A 15,345-nucleotide genomic window follows, 5' to 3' on the forward strand; every position below is an offset into this window, starting at 1 on the left:
ATATGCACCATATCCGGATGATCAATGACGTTCAATGAGATCGGCCGCCGTCCGTACTCCGTTCTCGACCGCCAGTCGCCTGCCGAGTCGGGCGGCCCGCTCGCGGTGCCGGGGCACGGCCAGCAGCCGCTCGGCCAGCTCCCGCCGGTCGAGCCGGCGGATCGGCAGCGGCGGCGGGCCGGCGCCGAGCGCCGCGACCCGGCGCCCCCAGAAGGGCTGGTCGGAGAAGAACGGGCAGACGACGCTCGGCACCCCGGCCGTGAGCGCCGTCCCGGTGGTCCCTGCCCCGCCGTGGTGCACGACCGCCGCCATGCGCGGGAACACCAGGTCGTGCGCCACCTCCCCCACCGGCAGCAGGTCGTCGCCCGCCGCCACCGGCAGCCCCTGGACGACGCCGCGCAGCCCGGCCAGCCGCAGCCCGGCGACGACCTCCCCGGCCACCCGCTCCGGGCACGGCATGCTGCCGAACCCCACGAAGACGGGCGGCGGGCCGGCCGCGAGGAAGTCCTCCAGGTCCGCCGTGCCGCCCGTGCCGGGGAGCCGCCAGTAGCCGGTCAGGTGCACGTACCCGGGCCAGTCGCGGGGGCGCGGCACCACCAGCGGGCTGACCCCGCACAGCACCGGCACCCGCTCCCGCCGGTCGGCGGCGAACGGGCTCCCCCGCAGCGGCCCCAGCCCCAGCACCTCGGCGCGCAGCCGGTTCACCAGTCGGGCCAGCACCAGCAGGCCGGCGCGCTCGACGAGCGCGTACGAGGCCCGGTTGCCGAGCCGCCCCAGGCCGGCGAGCGGCACCAGCGGGTTGGGGAACTCGCCGGTCGGCTCGCTCGGCTGGAACTGCAGGATCCGGTACGGCATCCCGTGCCGCTCGCTCAGGTGCCGGCCGAACGCGCCGAGTGCGGGGGCGAGCACCAGGTCAGCGCCCGCGCAGGCGGCGTCCACCTCGGCGACCAGCCTGGCGGCCAGCGGCTCGACGACCGTCCTCAGCCCGCGGACGAAGCCCAGGGGCCCGCTGTCCAGCCACGCCCGCCCCTCCTCGCCGTCCAGGACGGTCGCGGGATCGACGCTCAGGGGGACGAACCGCACGCCGGGAGCGGCCAGGGCGGCGTAGCGGGCGGGCGCGGCGAGCACGACCTCGTGCCCGCGCCCGGCCAGCTCCAGCGCCAGCGCGGCGCACGGCTGCGTGTCTCCGCGCGACCCCAGCGCCGGCATTGCGATCCTCGTCACTTGAGCGTCCTCAGGGCGATCAGCGCGCCCGCCAGCACCAGCCCGGCCGCCACGAGCAGCCCGGTGGCGTAGCCGGTGGCGAAGCTCGGGGCGGCCTGCACGACCGCCCCGACGGCGGCGATCCCGAACAGCCCGGACACCTCCCTGCCGACCGAGAAGACCCCGCCCGCCACCCCGGCCCGCTCCTGCGGCACCGCGCCCAGCACGGCCGAGCCCAGCGGCATCGTGAGCGCCGAGCCGATCCCGATCGCGCACACGGCCGGCAGCAGCCGTCCCCACCCGTCGCCCGCCTCCAGCGTCGCCGCGACCGCCATCCCGCCCGCGACCAGCGTCAGCCCGGCCGCCACGGTACGCCCCGCGCCCACCCGCCGCTCCAGGAGCGGAGCGAGCGGCGTGACCAGCACCACGAGCAGCGCCAGCGGCACGAACGCGAGCCCCGACCCGGTCGGCGTGAACCCGAGCACCCCTTGCAGGAAGAGCGCCGTGTAGAAGAACACGCCGTTCACGCCGAGCCCCCAGAGCACCTGCGCCGCCACCCCGCCCGCGAACGCCCGCACCGCGAACAGCCGCAGGTCCACCATCGGATCGGCGGCCCGCCGCTCGGCCACGGCGAAGGCCGCCCCGCCGCCCGCGCAGAGCGCCAGCGCGGCGACGACCGCCGGGGAGCCGTAGCCGTGCTCCCCGCCGTGGATCAGGGCGAAGGTCCCCGACGCCAGGAACACCGCCGAGGCCAGCACGCCGGGCAGGTCCAGCGTCCGCCGTACGGGCCGCGACGCGGGCACCGTCACGGCGGCCAGCGCGACCACCGCCGCCCCCAGCGGCACGTTGACGAGGAACACCCAGCTCCAGTGGGCGTGCTGGCTCAGGTAGCCGCCGACCACCGGCCCGAGCGCGAGCGCGGCCGCCCCGGACGCCATCCAGACGGCCACGCCCGCCGAGCGCCGCCGCTCGTCGAGCACCGCGAGCACGGCGAGCGTCGCGGGCAGCACCAGCGCCGCGCCCGCGCCCTGGACGAGGCGGGCGGCCACCAGCGGGCCGGCCGTCCCGGCCAGCCCGGCCGCGAGCGAGGCCGCGGTGAACAGCATCAGCCCGGTCAGCAGCGTCGCGCGATGCCCCCAGGCGTCGGCCAGCCGCCCGCCGGCGGGCATGAGGCCGGCGAACGTCAGCAGGTAGCCGGTGGCCACCCATTCCAGCGCGGCGAGGCTCGCGCCGAGGTCGCGCTGGATGCTGGGGAGCGCGACGGTTACGACGGTGTTGTCCAGGGTGGTGAGGAACCCGGCGAGAGCGACGGCGGTCAGCAGCCACCGGCCGGTCGCCGGGCGGGTCACGGTGAGGCCGGTCACCGGTCCACCTCCACCCAGGTCCAGCCGGTCCCGTCGGGGGTGGCCCGCACCACGCGGTCCCGTTCGCGGCCGATCCGCTCCCACCGGGGCCCGCCCTCGGCCCTGGGCCGGTCACGGCCACCGGTTCGGGGCTGCTCGCGCAGGGCCGGGGTTCCCGGAGCCGCGGCCGGCTCGTGGAGCTCCACCCGCCGGTGCAGCCCGCGCAGCGGCCGGGGCAGCCACCAGTTGGCCCCGCCCATGAGCCGCATCGTCGCGGGCACCAGCAGCGCCCGCACCAGGGTCGCGTCCACCACGATGGCCACGAACAACCCCACCCCTAGCAGCTTCACGATGGTGATCCCGGCGGTCGAGAACGCCCCGATCACCACCAGCAGCAGCAGCGCCGCGCTGGTGATCACGCCGCCGGTCTGCCGCAGCCCGGCGGCCACGGCGGCGGTGTTGTCCCCGGTGCGCAGCCACTCGGCCCGCACCCGCGACAGCAGGAACAGCTCGTAGTCCATCGACAGCCCGAACACCACGGCGAGGATCAGCACGGTCACGGTCGCCTCGACCGTCCCGGTGGAGGTGAAGTTCAGCACGGACGCGAGGTGCCCGTCCTGGAACGCCCACACGATCACCCCGAGCGAGGCCCCGATGGACAGCACGTTCATGAGCAGCGCCTTGACCGGCAGCACCACGGACCCGAACGCGGCGAACAGCAGCACCGCCGTCACCGACCCCACCACGAGGGCCATCCACGGCAGCCGGGCGGTGAGGCTGTCCATGAGGTCCATCTGCGCGGCCGTGGGCCCGCCGACGACGACGCGCGACACGTTCGGCTCGGCCGGCGACAACGTCCTGATGGCGGTGACGAGGCGCTGCGCCTCCGCCGACATGGGGTCCACGTCGTAGCGGACGGCGAGCCGGACCGCCCCGTTCTCCTGGGACAGCCCGGCGACGTCCACGCCGGTGACGTGCGGCAGCCGGCGCAGCCGCGCGGCGAGCGGTCCGGCGTCGTCCGGCGTGACGGGGGTGACGGCGCTGATCGCCGCGTGCCCCTGGCCGAGCGGCCCCGGGCGGGCGGGCGCCTCGGTGAAGGAGCGTTCGACCAGCACGTGTACGTCCACCGCCGCCATCGAGTTGCGCCCGAAGTCCCGGTCCACGATCTCGGCCACCCGGCGGCTCTCGGAGCCCGCGGGCAGCACGCGGTGGTCCACGTTGCCGAACGTGACGTGCAGGAACGGCGCGGCCAGCGCCACCAGCACGGCGGCCACGGCGACGAGATAGAGCAGAGGCCGGCGCATGACGCTGGAGGCGACGGCGTGCCACATGCCGCCGCCCTGCCCGCCGCCGTGCCCGCCGTTCCCGAGGTCGGGGGTGAGCCTGAGCGCGTTCACCCGCCGCCCGAGCACGCCGAGCGCGGCCGGCAGCACGACGAGCGCCGCGCCCATCGCGACCAGCACCACCGCCGCCGCGCCGAGCCCGATCGAGCGCAGGAACATCTGCGGGAACACCAGCAGCCCGAGCAGCGCCGTCGCCACGGTCAGCCCGGAGAAGGCGACGGTGCGCCCGGCGGTGGCCATGGTCCGCACCACGGCCTCCTCGCTCGTCGCTCCTGCCGCGATCTCCTCGCGGAACGCCTTGAGCACGAACAGCGAGTAGTCCACGGCGAGCCCGAGCCCCAGCATGGTGACGACGTTGAGCGAGAAGACCGACACCTCGGTGACCTCGGTGAGCAGCCGCAGCAGCACCAGCGCGCCGAGCACCGCGAACGCCCCCACGAGCAGCGGCAGCCCGGCCGCCACCAGGCTGCCGAACACCACGACCAGCAGCACCAGCAGCACCGGCATGGAGATGGCCTCGGCGCGGGCGAGGTCGGCGGCGGTCTGGTCGTTGAGCTCCTTCAGCAGCGGCACCGGCCCGCCGACCGAGACCTGGAGGTTCGTGGCCCGCCGCAGCCGCTCCTCGACGGCGGCGTAGCCGGCCTGCTTGTCGCCCTTGAGCGTGACCAGCGCGTACGTGGACCGCCCGTCCTTCGACACCATCAGCTTCGACCCGGTCGTCCAGTACGTCGCGAGCGCCCCCACATGCTCGGCCGGCAGCGCCCGCAGCGCGTCGTGCACCGCCTTCCTGTAGCGGGGGTCGCGGGCCTTGACCGACGGGTGGTGGTAGAGGACGACGACGTCGGGGGCGTGTTCGCCGTACCAGTCGTCGCTCCAGCGGGCCGCGGTGGTCGAGTCGGCGCGCGGGTCCTCGAAGCCGCCGTCGGCCATCCGCCCGAACAGCTCCATGCCGAGCGGCGCGACGAGGAGCGCCGCCGCCAGGCTCAGCACCAGCAGCGTCCACCTGCCGCGGTAGACCAGGCGGCCCGCGCGCTCAAACAAGGGCGCCCTCCAGGTACGCCCGCAGGCAGGCGCGCCGGGCGAGCTTGCCGCTGGAGGTGCGCGGCACGGCCCCGGCCTCGGTCAGCACGAAGTCGTGCACCGCGAGGTCGTGCCCGGCCCGTACGGCGGCCCGCACCGCCCGCGCGACCTCGGCCGCGTCGGCGCCCTGCCCGCGCCGGGACCGCTCGGCCACCACGACCAGCCGCTCGGTGTCCGCGCCCGGCACCGCGAAGGCCGCCACCCGGTCGCGCCGCACCGCCTCGTGCGCCTCCTGGACCGTGGCCTCGATGTCCTGCGGATAGTGGTTGCGGCCGTCCACGATGACGAGGTCCTTGATGCGGCCGGTGACGTAGAGCCGGCCGTCGTGCCACACGCCGAGGTCGCCGGTGCGCAGCCAGCCGTCGGCGCCGAAGACCTCGGCGGTGCGGGCCGGGTCACGCCAGTAGGCGCGGGCCACGTTCGGCCCGCGCACCCAGATCTCGCCGACGTGGCCGTCCGGCTGGTCGCCGGCGTCACCGACGATCCTGACCCGCTGCCCGTGCGGCCGGCCGCAGGCGACGAGCCGGCTGGCCGGCCCTTCGGTCCAGGGGACGGCGCGGCCCTCGCGCAGGGCGTCGCGGGAGAAGACGGTCACGACGGGCCGCTCGTCGCGGCCGGTGGCGGCGACGAACACGGTGGCCTCGGCCAGCCCGTACGCGGGCGTGTGCGCCTCGGGCCGCAGCCCGCACCCGGCGAAGGCGGCGTCGAAGGCGGCGAACGCGCCCGGCCGGACCGGTTCGGCCCCGTTGAGCATGACCCGTACCCCGGACAGGTCGAGCCCTTCCTTGTCCTCGGGGCGGACGCGGGCGGCGGTGAACTCGTAGGCGAAGTTGGGGGCGCCGGTGTAGGCGTCGGCCTCCTCCGACAGCAGCCGCAGCCACCGTACCGGGCTCATGACGAACGCCACCGGGTCCATGAACACCGCCCGGTTCGCCCCCATGATCGGCATGGCGACGGTGGCGACCAGCCCCATGTCGTGGAAGAGCGGCAGCCAGAGCACCGCCGCCGAGACGCGGGGCCGGGCGCGGAAGACCTCCCAGAGCTGGGCGGCGTTGGCGGTGAGGTTGCCGTGCGTGATCTCGACCCCGGCGGGGGCGCGGGTGGAGCCGGAGGTGTACTGCAGGTAGGCGAGATCGTCCGCGGCGATCGGCTCGCGCTCCCACTCGTCGGCGAGCAGGTCGGAGACGGCGTCCACGGCGACCACCGGCGGTCCGGTCTCCCCCAGGAAGGCGGTCACGGCGGGCCGCGCGGGCGTCGTGGTGAGCACGACGGCGGGCGCGGCGTCGGCGAAGGCCCGCTCCAGTCGCTCGCCGTGCCCGGGCAGCCCGGGGGCGAACAGCGGGACCGCGACCAGCCGGGCGTACATCGTGCCGAGCACGGCGACCACGTAGTCCAGCCCGGACGGCGCGAGGACGGCGACCCGGTCGCCGGGGCGGGCCAGCTCGCGCAGCCGTACGGCGAGCGCCCTGGCCTTGAGGTCGGCCTGCGCCCACGTATAGGTCCGCCGGGAGCCGTCCCCGAGATGGTCCACGAACGTGTACGCCGGCCCGTCCGGGACCTCGCGCGCCCACCGCGCCACCCGTGTGATCAGCATCTCGTCCGGCATGCCCGCGTCCCCTTGGCTGGAGCTGGAGGGACCTAGCAAATTACGGGAGGACCGGGCCGCGGTTCTTGCCAAACCCCTGCACATTCCGCGGCCCGTCTTGTTTATCGAGTGACAAGACACGGGGCCGGATGGCAGGCTTTGACCGTTTTGTAGGGGGTTCTTGGTGCACGACTACGCACGCGATCTCGGCCTGCTCCGGGATCGCCGCTTCGCGCTGCTGTTGTCCGGGCGGACCATCTCCGTCCTCGGCAGCGCCTTCGCCCCCGTGGCACTGGCGTTCGGCGTGCTCGAACTGCCCGGGGCGAGCGCGGGCACGCTGTCGATGGTCCTCGCCGCGGCCTCCGTACCCATGATCGCGTTCATGCTGGTGGGCGGGGTCGTCGCGGACCGGCTGCCGCGCCAGCGGGTGATGATGACCGGCGAGTTCCTGGCCTCCGCCGGCTACTTCGCGATCGGCGCCATGATGCTCACCGGGTGGACGCCGATGCCCGCGCTGCTCACGGCGGCGGCGCTCACCGGCATCGCCACGGCGCTCGCGCTGCCCGCCCTCACCGGGATCATCCCCGACGTCGTGCCGCCCGACCGGCTGCAGTCCGGCAACGCGCTGCTCGGCCTCGGCGCGAACGCCTCCCGCGTGGGCGGGGCGGTGCTCGGCGGCGGCACGGTGACGCTGTTCGGCGGCGGCTGGGCGCTGATGGCCAGCGGGGCCATGTTCGGCGGGGCGGGCGTGCTCGTCGCGCTCATGCGGCTGGACCGGATCGAGCGCCCGCCGGGCGAGCGGCACTCGGTGCTGAAGGACCTGCGGGACGGCTGGCGGGAGTTCCGCACCCGGCAGTGGCTCTGGGTGGTCGTGGCGCAGTTCTCGCTGCTGGTCATGGCGTTCGAGGCCGGGCACGGCGTGCTCGGGCCACTGCTGTTCAAGGACCGCCTCGGCGGGCCGGCGGCCTGGTCGGCGTTCCTCGCGGGCGAGGCCATCGGGATGATCGCCGGCGTGCTCGTGTCGATCCGGCTGCGGCCCAGGCGGCCGATCCTGGTGGGGGTGCTGCTGTGCCTGCCGACGGCGCTGCCGTACGTGCTGCTCGGCAGCGACGCGCCGCTCTGGGCGGCGGTGGCCGCGGCGTTCGTGCTCGGGGTGTGCTTCGACGTCTTCGGCGTGCTCTGGCAGACCACGATGCAGCGGGAGGTGCCGCCCGAGGCGCTGTCGCGGGTCAGCTCGTACGACATGCTCGGCTCGCTCATGTTCGGCCCGCTCGGGCTGCTGCTGGCCGGCGGGGCGGCGGACGTGTTCGGGGCCGAGACGTCGCTGCTGGCCTGCGCCGTGATCATCGTGGTGTGCACGCTGGCCGCGCTGCTGGCCCCCGGCGTGCGTAACCTGCGCGCGCCGGTAGCGCCGGTCACTCGATGATGAGCCGGACCACCACGCCCGCGCAGCTGCCCGCCACGCAGATCCGCACCGGCACCTCCGAGATGCCGGCCTTCGCGGGGACACCGCCCACGTGCCCGTCGGGGCCGATGGACACGCCCTCGGGCAGCCTGCCGTGGTCGGTGACGGTGAAGGTGGGGAGCACGCCGGGCGGACCGCCGTTGATCCCGATCTCGCCCTCCAGCGGCACTCCGGCCTTGCCGGGGAAGATCAGGTCGCGCGGCACCCAGGGGACGTTGCCGAGCACCACCAGGGTCACCCGCGTCTCGCTGCAGGACGAGCCTGAGCAGATCTGGACGGGGGCGACATAGGTGCCGGCGCGATCAGGCTTGCCGTAGAGGCGGCCGCTCGCGTCCACGCTGACGCCGACCGCGAGGTAGGCCGCGCGGACGGCGACGCCCTTGGCGGTGGGCAGGAGCCGCTCGGCGACCTCGATGCCCTCGGTGAGGTAGAAGGTGTCCTCGACCAGCTCGCCCTCGGAGTGGTGAAAAGGAGTCTCCCTGGCCATCAGCTCGACCGGCGCGATCGGCCCGGTCAACGACGGCACAGCGGCGGACAGGCCGCACACGGCCAGCCCGGCGAGCAGGAAGACCCACCTTTGCCGCATGTGCACCCCCCGGTTCTGCTGCTTCCCGTACGTACCCCTTTCGCGGCTCTGCGTCACTAGATAATCAGCAGTATGGCCGCTGAATCCGTACAGACCTTGGAACGCGGGCTTCGCCTGCTGCGCCTGCTCGCCGACGGCAAGGCCGGGCGCACACCGACGGAGCTGGCGGGCGAGCTGGGGCTGAGCCGTCCAGTGGTCTACCGGCTGCTGACGGCCCTGATGGCCGAGGGGTTCGTCCGCCGTGACGCCGAGGGGCGGGTGCATCTGGGGTTCGGTGTGCTGGTGCTGGCGCAGGCGGTGCAGCCGCTGCTGAGGGCGGCGGCGGTGCCGACGTTGCGGCGGCTGGCCGAGGAGGTGGGCGCGACCGCGCACCTGACGGTCGCCGAGGGGGACGACGGGCTCGCCGTGGCGGTGGTGGAGCCGTCCTGGACCGACATGCACGTGGCCTACCGCGAGGGCTCGCGGCATCCGCTGACCAGGGGGGCGGCGGGGCAGGCGATCCTGGCGCTGCGCGAGGGGCGCGGCGACTACTTCGTCTCTGAGGGGCAGTTGCAGGAGGGAGCCCGGGGCGTCGCCGCGCCGGTGACCGGGCTGCCGTGGCTGGAGGCGTCGGTGGGGGTGGTGACGTTCGGGCCTCTGGATGAGCGCGCGGGGGCGCGCGTGGTGGCCGCGGCGGCCGAGCTGTCGGCCGCGCTGGGTTGACATCCTCCGGCGCATGACCGACGGTTAGTACACATAGAGGACACTTACGTCCGATAACAGGACAGCCATGGAGGGGCCGGTATGCCGTACTACCGGGTCGTGGGAGAGGTGCCGCGCAAACGGCACGTGCAGTTCAGACGGCCGGACGGCGGGCTCTACGCCGAGGAGCTGATGGGCGAGGAGGGCTTCTCGTCCGACTCCTCGCTGCTCTACCACCGCCACCTGCCGACCGCGATCGTGAAGGCCGAGGCCGTCGAGCCGGTCGTCGGGACGCGACTGGAGCCCAACCTGCCGCTGTCGCCGCGCCATTTCCGCACCCAGGAGCTGGACAGCGCGGGCGACCTGGTGGGCGGGCGCATGCTGCTGGCGGGCAACGGCGACGTCCGGTTGTCGTACGCCACCAGCGACCGCCCGAGCGAGCTCTACCGCAACTCCATGGGCGACGAGTGCGTCTACGTCCAGCGCGGCCGGGTGCGCTTCGAGTCCACCTACGGCGTGATCGAGGCCGGCGAGGGCGACTACGTCGTCATCCCGACCGGCACCATCCACCGCTGGGTGCCGGACGGCCGGGTCAACGTGCTGGCCATCGAGGCGTCCGGGCACATCAGGCCGCCGAAGCGCTACCTGTCGCAGTACGGCCAGTTCCTGGAGCACGCGCCCTACTGCGAACGCGACCTGCGCGCCCCCTCCGAGCCGCTGCTCGCCGAGGGCGAGGAGGTGCCGGTGCTGGTGCGCACGCGTGGCGGGCTGACCCGGCTGGTCTACCGCGACCACCCGTTCGACGTGGTGGGCTGGGACGGCTGCCTCTATCCGTACGCCTTCAACATCGACGACTTCGAGCCGGTGGTGAAGAAGACGCACGCGCCGCCGCCGGTGCACCAGACGTTCGAGGGGCCGGGGTTCGTGGTGTGCTCGTTCTGCCCCCGGCCGCTGGACTACCACCCCGAGGCCGTGCCGATCCCGTACAACCATCACAACGTGGACTCCGACGAGTTCATGTTCTACGTGGGCGGCGACTACTCCGCCCGCAGGGGCTCGGGCATCGACGTCGGCTCGGTGTCGCTGCACCCGGCCGGGTTCACGCACGGGCCGCAGCCCGGCGCGGTCGAGGCGGTCATCGAGGCGATGGCGAACGGCGTGACGACCACCAGCGAGATGGCCGTCATGGTCGACACCTTCCGCCCGCTCGACCTCGGCCCCGCCGCCCTGTCCTGCGAGGACTCCGGCTACGCCTGGACGTGGGCCCGATGACCGCCACCCTGTACGCCGCGCTCGTGGACGACGCCGGGCTGTTCCCGCCGACGTCCCTGCACATGGAGCAGGCGCTCGCCCGCAACCGGCGCGACCTGGAGAGCGGCAACCCGGTGCTCACCCACCGCTTCCTGTGCCCGGCCGGCCGTCTCGACCGGCTGCGCGACCAGGACTTCCGGCCGGCGCGCATCGGGCTGATCCTCGACCCGGAGGAGGACGTTCCCGACTTCGGCGACCTGCCGATCGACCTGGTCGAGACGCCGCTGCAGGAGGGCGAGACCGTCGAGGCGCTCGCCGCGCGGCTCCAGCTGCCCAAGGGGGTGCGGCTGTTCGCCGAGATCCAGCCGCGCAAGCTGGCGATCGACGTGCCCGAGGGCACGGGGCTCAAGGTGCGCTGCGGCGGGCTGACGGCCGACGCCTTCCCGGCGGTGGAGCCGCTGGCGGCGTTCATCAGGTCGTGCGTGGACCACGAGGTGCCGTTCAAGGCCACCGCCGGGCTGCACCACGCGGTGCGGCACTTCGACCCCTCGCTCGGCGTCGACCGGTACGGGTTCCTCAACCTGCTGCTGGCCGTCTGCGAGGCCGTGCAGGGGCGCGATCCCGCGCACGCCCTGCGCATGACCGATGTGGGGCAGCTCGTGCGGATGGCGCGGGCGGTGCCCGAGGAGATCGCGGTGCGGGCGCGGCGGCTGCTGGTGAGCTACGGCTCGTGCGCCACCCACACCCCTGTGGAGGACCTGCGTACGCTGGGCCTGATCGAGGAGGATCAGTGAGCTGGGGGATCGACAACCTGCCGTACGGCGTCTTCTCCCTGCCGGGGCAGGAGCCCCGTGTGGGGGTGCGCTACGGCGACAAGGTGCTCGACCTGACCGCCGCGCTGCACGACGAGGTGTTCGCGGCGCCGTCGCTCAACCCGTTCATGGCGCGGGGCCGCGCGGCCTGGCGGGACACCCGGGCGCTGATCCAGGAGAAGCTGACGAGCGACCTCTCGGTCGTCGAGCGTCATCTGATCCCTCTCGCGCAGGTCGAGCTGCACATGCCCGTCGAGGTGGCCGACTACGTCGACTTCTACTGCTCGCTGGAGCACGCGAGCAACGTCGGGCGCATGTTCCGGCCGGACGCCGAGCCGCTGATGCCCAACTGGCGGCACCTGCCGGTCGGCTACCACGGCAGGTCGGGCACGGTCGTGGTGTCCGGCACGCCGGTTCGCCGGCCTCAGGGGCAGCTCGGCGCGGGGGTGTTCGGGCCGTGCCGGAAGCTGGATGTCGAGGCCGAGCTGGGGTTCGTGGTCGGGGTGCCGACGGAGATGGGCACGCCGGCCGGGGAGTTCGAGGACCACGTGTTCGGGGTGACGCTGGTCAACGACTGGAGCGCGCGTGACATCCAGTCGTGGGAGTACCGCCCGCTCGGGCCGTTCCTGGCCAAGTCGTTCGCCACGTCGGTCTCGCCGTGGGTGACGCCGCTGGAGGCGCTGCCCCGGATCCCCGGGCGGGCGCAGGACCCCGAGCCGCTGCCCTACCTGCGCAGGAAGGCGGACTGGGGGCTGGACATCGCGGTCGAGATCCTGCTCAACGGCGAGGTCGTGGCCCGGCCGCCGTACGCGGAGATGTACTGGACGCCCGACCAGATGCTCGCGCACCTGACCGTGAACGGGGCCGCGCTGCGCACCGGCGACCTGTTCGCGAGCGGCACGATCTCGGGGCCCGAGCGCGGCCAGCGCGGCTCGTTCATCGAGCTGACCTGGAACGGCACCGACCCGATCAAGCTCGGCAGCGGCGAGACCCGTACGTTCCTGGAGGACGGCGACACGGTGACGATCCGGGCGACGGCCGGCGACGTGACCTTGGGGGAGGTTTCCGGAACTGTCGCACAGGCCCTGGATGTCACTCAAGGTGCTTGACCGGTGACTCCCCGCTAATCTGGGAGGACCCCTTCTCCCGGACAGCAGGAGTCACCTCTCATGCGGCGTGCCGCGATGCTTCGTGTCGCCTTCCTCCTGGTTTGCGCCATGGCGGCGGTGTCCGTGACGTGCGGCTGCGGCCCGGTCACCGCGGAGACGCCCGCCGCCCCGCCGGTCGTGCGGATCGCGCCGGCCCTCGACAGCGTCCGCGCCCGGCCCGGCCGCGGCCTGGTGATCAGGGCGACGGGCGGCACGCTGAGCGAGGTGGCGGCGCACACCGGCGGCGAGCCGGTGCCCGGCAGGCTCGACGCCGAGCGCCGCGTCTGGCGCTCCGACTGGACGCTGAAGCCCGGCGCCGAGTACGACGTCACCGCCACCGCCACCTCACCGGGCGGCCCCGCCACCGTGCTGGCCGGCCGCTTCCGCACCCGTCCCGCCGGGGAGACCTTCGGCCTCGCCGCCACCGCGCCGCTGCCCGGCGAGACGGTCGGCGTCGGCATGCCGGTCATCCTCGACTTCGACCGCCCGATCGAGGACAAGGCGGCCGTCGAGCGGGCCCTGGAGGTCAGGTCCGGGAGTCCCGCCGAAGGCGCCTGGCGCTGGGCCGGCGACACCCGCGTCATCTACCGCACCCGCCGCTTCTGGACGCCCAGGCAGCGGGTCACCGTCACCGCGCACCTGGCCGGGGTGCACGCGGCCGACGGCGTCCACGGAGCCGTCGACTCCACCTTCGCCTTCACCGTCGGCCGCGCCCAGACCAGCGTGGTCGACACCCGCACCCACCGCATGACCGTCGAGCGCGACGGCCGCACCGCCCAGCGCATGGCGATCAGCGCCGGCATGGCCACCACCCGCGAATACACCACGACCAGCGGCGTGCACCTCACCATGGACAAGGGCGACCCGGTCCGCATGATCTCCCCCGGCCGCGAGAAGGGCGACCCCGGCTTCTACGACCTGCTCATCGAGCACGCCGTACGCATCTCGGGCAGCGGCGAGTACATCCACGCCATGGACAACGTGTGGGCCCAGGGCCGCCGCAACGTCAGTCACGGCTGCGTCAACGCCCGCCCCGACCAGGCCGCCTGGTTCTACGCGAACTCACTGCGCGGCGATCCGGTCACGATCACCGGCACCGTCCGCGAGCTCGCGTGGGACAACGGGTGGGGTTTCTGGCAGCTCACCTGGGAGAGGTGGATCGAGGGTAGCGCCCTGCGGACAGCCGACGCCGCAGGTGAGATGGTGTCGCCGGGTTGACTCCAGGACTACGTTAGAAGGGGAGGGGGAACCACTCGCGGCACGGGCCCGTTGTTCTAAGAGGAGGGCCGGACATGGATGAATGGGTCATCTGGGTAATCCTCGCAGTCGTCCTCGGCGTGGCGGAGCTTTTCACCTTCACGGCGGCTCTCGGGCTGCTCGGCGCGGCAGCCCTCATCACCGCCGCGACCGCCGCTCTCGGCCTGCCCGTTCCGCTGCAGTTAATCTTCTTCGCCGCCGCTTCCGCGGCCGGTCTCCTGGTCGTCAGGCCGTTCGCCCTGCGGCACATCAAGCAGCCACAGCTCCAGCGGTTCGGTGTGGAGGCCCTGGTCGGCAAGCCCGCCTACACGGTCTCCGAGGTGACGGGGCGTGAGGGGCGGATCCGCGTCGGGGGCGAGGAATGGTCGGCGCGTGCCTACGACGAGACACTCGTGATCCCCGAAGGGGCGACCGTAGACATCATCGAGATCGAGGGCGCGACCGCCCTCGTATATCCCCGGGAGTAGGCATGGATCCGCTCTTGCTGGTCGGCATCTTCGTCATCCTGTTCGTCGTGTTCACCGTGCTCAAGGCCGTACGGATCGTGCCGCAGGCCCGGGCCCGCAACGTCGAGCGGCTCGGTCGTTACCACCGCACGCTCAAACCCGGGCTCAACTTCGTCATCCCGTACGTCGACCGCGTCTACCCCATGATCGATCTGCGTGAGCAGGTCGTCTCGTTCCGCCCGCAGCCGGTCATCACCGAGGACAACCTGGTCGTCGAGATCGACACGGTGCTCTACTTCCAGGTCACCGACCCGCGGGCGGCGGCGTACGAGATCGCCAACTACATCCAGGCCGTCGAGCAGCTCACCGTCACCACGCTGCGCAACGTCGTCGGCTCGATGGACCTGGAGAAGACGCTGACCTCGCGCGACACCATCAACAGCCAGTTGCGCGGCGTGCTCGACGAGGCCACCGGCAAGTGGGGCATCCGCGTCAACCGCGTCGAGATCAAGGCGATCGACCCGCCCAAGACCATCAAGGACGCGATGGAGAAGCAGATGCGGGCCGAGCGGGACAAGCGGGCCGCGATCCTGACCGCCGAGGGCCAGCGCCAGTCGCAGATCCTCACGGCCGAGGGCGACAAGCAGAGCCGCATCCTGCGCGCCGAGGGCTCCCGGGCCGCGGCGATCCTGGAGGCCGAGGGCCAGTCGCGGGCCATCGACCAGGTCTTCCAGGCCGTGCACCGCAACGACCCCGACCCCAAGCTGCTCGCCTACCAATACCTCCAGGTGCTGCCGCAGCTCGCCCAGGGGCAGGGCAACACCTTCTGGGTGATCCCGAGCGAGGTCACCTCGGCGCTGACGGGCGTGTCCAAGGCGTTCACCGAGGCGCTGCCGCGCTCGGCGGCGACCCGCGAGGAGGAGGCTCCGGATCACTCGGCGGCCGACGAGGACGCCGCCCGCGCGGCGGAGGCCGCGGCCGAGGCCGTCGCCGACGCCCAGGAGGCCGAGCCCAAGGGTCCGCGCCAGCTCACGCAGGCCCTCCAGGAGCCGTCCCCCTTCCCGGACCTCGACCCGCAGCCCAAGGAGGCCGAACGCTGAGCCCGTGGCCGACCGGCCCGGTCCCCTCGGGGGGCCGGGCCGTCG

Annotated in this window: 13 protein-coding genes; 8 read left to right on the forward strand and 5 right to left on the reverse strand. The window is 73.6% G+C overall.

Going from position 1 to position 15,345, the window contains the following annotated elements; genetic code table 11:
• Positions 1–21: 21 nt before the first annotated feature.
• From BMW85_RS41620 to BMW85_RS41635, 4 genes are read right to left on the reverse strand one after another with little or no spacing between them, the layout of a single operon-like run.
• Complete coding sequence (locus tag BMW85_RS41620) at positions 22–1,224, reverse strand: glycosyltransferase (RefSeq protein ID WP_245775372.1); 1,203 nt, start codon at positions 1,222–1,224, stop codon at positions 22–24.
• On the reverse strand, positions 1,221–2,567 hold the full coding sequence (locus BMW85_RS41625) for an MFS transporter (RefSeq protein ID WP_091092774.1): 1,347 nt from the start codon (positions 2,565–2,567) through the stop codon (positions 1,221–1,223). Before BMW85_RS41625 ends, BMW85_RS41620 begins: the two co-directional genes overlap by 4 nt.
• The gene (locus BMW85_RS41630) at positions 2,564–4,930 is read right to left on the reverse strand and encodes an MMPL family transporter (protein ID WP_091092776.1); all 2,367 of its coding nucleotides are present in this window, start codon (positions 4,928–4,930) and stop codon (positions 2,564–2,566) included. Before BMW85_RS41630 ends, BMW85_RS41625 begins: the two co-directional genes overlap by 4 nt.
• Positions 4,923–6,575, reverse strand: a complete 1,653-nt coding sequence (locus tag BMW85_RS41635) for a fatty acyl-AMP ligase (RefSeq protein WP_091092778.1) — start codon at positions 6,573–6,575, stop codon at positions 4,923–4,925. The genes BMW85_RS41630 and BMW85_RS41635 overlap by 8 nt, the downstream gene beginning before the upstream one ends.
• Positions 6,576–6,738: 163 nt before the next feature.
• Here BMW85_RS41635 and BMW85_RS41640 point away from each other — a divergent pair, with 163 nt between their 5' ends.
• Positions 6,739–7,980 (forward strand): MFS transporter, encoded by a 1,242-nt coding sequence (locus BMW85_RS41640; protein ID WP_245775373.1) that lies wholly within the window; start codon positions 6,739–6,741, stop codon positions 7,978–7,980.
• Here BMW85_RS41640 and BMW85_RS41645 read toward each other — a convergent pair.
• Positions 7,970–8,605 (reverse strand): hypothetical protein, encoded by a 636-nt coding sequence (locus tag BMW85_RS41645; protein ID WP_091092781.1) that lies wholly within the window; start codon positions 8,603–8,605, stop codon positions 7,970–7,972. The two genes, BMW85_RS41640 and BMW85_RS41645, sit on opposite strands and share 11 nt — an antisense overlap.
• A gap of 72 nt (positions 8,606–8,677) precedes the next feature.
• On the opposite strand from BMW85_RS41645, the gene BMW85_RS41650 reads away from it, so the two are divergent.
• From BMW85_RS41650 to BMW85_RS41680, 7 genes are all read left to right on the forward strand, one after another.
• Positions 8,678–9,307 (forward strand): IclR family transcriptional regulator, encoded by a 630-nt coding sequence (locus BMW85_RS41650; RefSeq protein ID WP_091092782.1) that lies wholly within the window; start codon positions 8,678–8,680, stop codon positions 9,305–9,307.
• An 81-nt stretch (positions 9,308–9,388) separates the two neighbouring features.
• On the forward strand, positions 9,389–10,558 hold the full coding sequence (locus BMW85_RS41655; RefSeq protein ID WP_091092784.1) for a homogentisate 1,2-dioxygenase: 1,170 nt from the start codon (positions 9,389–9,391) through the stop codon (positions 10,556–10,558).
• The gene (locus tag BMW85_RS41660; protein WP_245775374.1) at positions 10,555–11,331 is read left to right on the forward strand and encodes a hypothetical protein; all 777 of its coding nucleotides are present in this window, start codon (positions 10,555–10,557) and stop codon (positions 11,329–11,331) included. Before BMW85_RS41655 ends, BMW85_RS41660 begins: the two co-directional genes overlap by 4 nt.
• Complete coding sequence (gene fahA / locus BMW85_RS41665) at positions 11,328–12,458, forward strand: fumarylacetoacetase (RefSeq protein ID WP_091092787.1); 1,131 nt, start codon at positions 11,328–11,330, stop codon at positions 12,456–12,458. The genes BMW85_RS41660 and fahA overlap by 4 nt, the downstream gene beginning before the upstream one ends.
• A 60-nt stretch (positions 12,459–12,518) precedes the next feature.
• Positions 12,519–13,715, forward strand: coding sequence for a L,D-transpeptidase (locus BMW85_RS41670; protein WP_091092788.1), 1,197 nt, complete (start codon positions 12,519–12,521; stop codon positions 13,713–13,715).
• Between the two features lie 74 nt (positions 13,716–13,789).
• A complete protein-coding gene (locus BMW85_RS41675; RefSeq protein WP_091092790.1) occupies positions 13,790–14,221 on the forward strand; it encodes an NfeD family protein in 432 nt (143 codons plus the stop codon).
• Between the two features lie 2 nt (positions 14,222–14,223).
• Positions 14,224–15,300 (forward strand): SPFH domain-containing protein, encoded by a 1,077-nt coding sequence (locus BMW85_RS41680; protein ID WP_091092791.1) that lies wholly within the window; start codon positions 14,224–14,226, stop codon positions 15,298–15,300.
• Positions 15,301–15,345 lie beyond the last annotated feature (45 nt).

This window comes from Nonomuraea wenchangensis, assembly GCF_900111685.1.
GTDB classification, from domain to species: domain Bacteria; phylum Actinomycetota; class Actinomycetes; order Streptosporangiales; family Streptosporangiaceae; genus Nonomuraea; species Nonomuraea wenchangensis.